The sequence below is a fragment of the Nostoc sp. UIC 10630 genome, from assembly GCF_010747425.1.
In the GTDB taxonomy this organism is placed as follows: Bacteria; Cyanobacteriota; Cyanobacteriia; order Cyanobacteriales; family Nostocaceae; genus Nostoc.
Map to the genome: position 1 here is coordinate 1 of NZ_JAAGOG010000402.1, position 2,203 is coordinate 2,203.

Here is a 2,203-nt window from a genome sequence, read left to right on the forward strand (position 1 = left end):
GCATTGAAGGCTGGAGGGACTGAAGCATTTAAAGAGCTAATTGATCATCCTTTAGTGAATATACTGCTGGCATCAATTGAAGGATGGCAGGAGGCGAAGTAGTTTGTTAGCTACAGGTGAGTAGAGGGGTTAGCTGGTGATGGCAAATGAGGAGCATCTGGCAATATTAAGGCAAGGGGTGGAGGTTTGGAATGAGTGGAGAGAGAAAAATTTAAATATAATTCCTGATTTTCAGAACGCTATTTTAAGTGATTTTGATTTTAGTAGAGCTAACTTAAATAATGCTGATTTTTGGGAAGCTCATCTTGATGGAGCTAAATTTGTTGAAGCCAACCTCTACAATGTTGACTTTAGTATGACTAGCCTTATCGAAGCTGACCTCAGTAGAGCTAACCTAGAGAAAGCTGACTTTTGGAATGCTAGTCTTGGTAGAGCTAAATTCAGCAGAGCTAACTTGAGTAAAGCTAAAATTGACGAGGCTGATCTTTCAGCAACTCAATTCAACGGTGCTAGCCTAAGCGAAAGTATTTTTTGCGAATCTATTCTCAACCAAACTAATTTTAACGGTGCTGACCTTACTGGATGTGATTTTAATTATGCTGACCTTAGTGGGGCTGATTTTAGTGGAGCTAAACTTGACTGGGTAAACTTTAGGAAAGCAGAAATTAGTTCTGAGACAATTATTGATGAGAAATGGCGTTTAGTTTGGGAAATCCTTAATCTAGGAGGAGCAAACCGAGAACTTAGTAATTATGACTTCAGTAATGCTGATCTCAGGAAGATTAATCTCTGTGGGGCTGACCTTAGAAGAGCTAACTTCAGTTCATCCAATCTTACTAATGCTGACTTTAGCCAAGCCAATCTTAGTGAAGCAAACCTTAGTAATGCTGACCTTATTCAAGCCAATCTTATTGGAGCTAACCTCAGAGCTACTAATCTCAATAGAGCTAATCTCAGTCAGGTCAAGCTTATACTAATTGATATCAGTAATGCTAATTTAAATAATGCTGATCTCAGCGAAACTGATTTAAGCTATGGAAATCTTAAAAATACTGACCTGAGTGAAGCAAACCTTAGTCGAGCTTTTCTTGTTGAAACTAACTTTAGTGAGGCTAATCTTAGTAACGCTAATCTAAGTGAGGTTAACTTGAGTAAGGCTAACTTGAGCAACGCTAATCTCAACCAAGTTGATCTTAAAGGAGCTAACCTCAGCCAAGCAAATTTCAATAAGGCTGATCTTAGTAGGTCTGAACTTTATTTAATTCGAGCATTAGGAACAAATTTCACCGCAGCAACTTTTACAGGAGCCTGTATTCAAGACTGGAATACAAACAGTGCTACAAATCTAACTAACGTAATTTGTGATTACATCTACCTTCGCCAAGGTCAAAAAGAACGCCGCCCTAGCATTGGTGATTTTGCCCCTGGAGAATTCACCAAACTGTTCCAAAAATCCTTAGAAACAGTAGACCTAATCTTCCGCAACGGTATCGATTGGGATGCTTTCGCCTATTCCTTCAAAAAATTAGAAGTCGAAAACCAAGGCGCTCAACTAGATGTTCAAAGCATTGAGAAGAAAGGTGATAGCATTCTCGTAGTCAGAGTAGCTGTTGCCACTGATGCAAACAAAGCGAAAATCCACAGCGACTTTATGCAGGGCTATGAATTTGCAGCTAAAGCTTTAGAAGCACACTACCAAGCAAGACTTGAGGATAAAGATAAAGTAATCAATCAGTTGTTTTCTTCAATTAACCAGTTAAATAAACAACTAGCAGAAACCTCTGGTAAAGTCTCAATTTATTACCAACCTAACTCGCAGTTTGGAGGTAGCATAGTAGATGCCATTAATGTTAATACAGAGCAAGTAGGCGGTAATATTCAAAACATAGAAAATCAAGAAACCCCAGGTTAGACCTATGCCGGATTCTGAAGACCCAAAGCAAGTCTCCAGCAACGACTTACGAAATTCCCAGTTTGGCGGTGGGTTGATTAATGCTGAGAATGTAAATACTAACCAGATTGGGAATAATACTTATAATAATTGCACTTTTTATAATGGGCAGCAGATATCTGAGGCAGTAATTGATCCATCTCAGATGCAAGTAGCAAAAACAGATTATTTAAAGCAAATAAGAATAATCGTAAATAATATTACATTAGCAGATTTGGATTTAGGAGAAGATAGAGTTAATAAACATAGTCC

1 protein-coding gene and 1 pseudogene are annotated in these 2,203 nt (G+C 38.2%); both read left to right on the forward strand.

The genetic code is table 11. The features are described 5' to 3' along the window. Positions 1-139: 139 nt before the first annotated feature. Positions 140-1,912: a pentapeptide repeat-containing protein gene (locus G1O98_RS37910; protein ID WP_163939565.1), complete on the forward strand. Its 1,773-nt coding sequence runs from the start codon at positions 140-142 to the stop codon at positions 1,910-1,912. Between the two features lie 4 nt (positions 1,913-1,916). Beyond that, positions 1,917-2,203, forward strand: a pseudogene (locus G1O98_RS37915) (hypothetical protein); the annotation flags it as partial.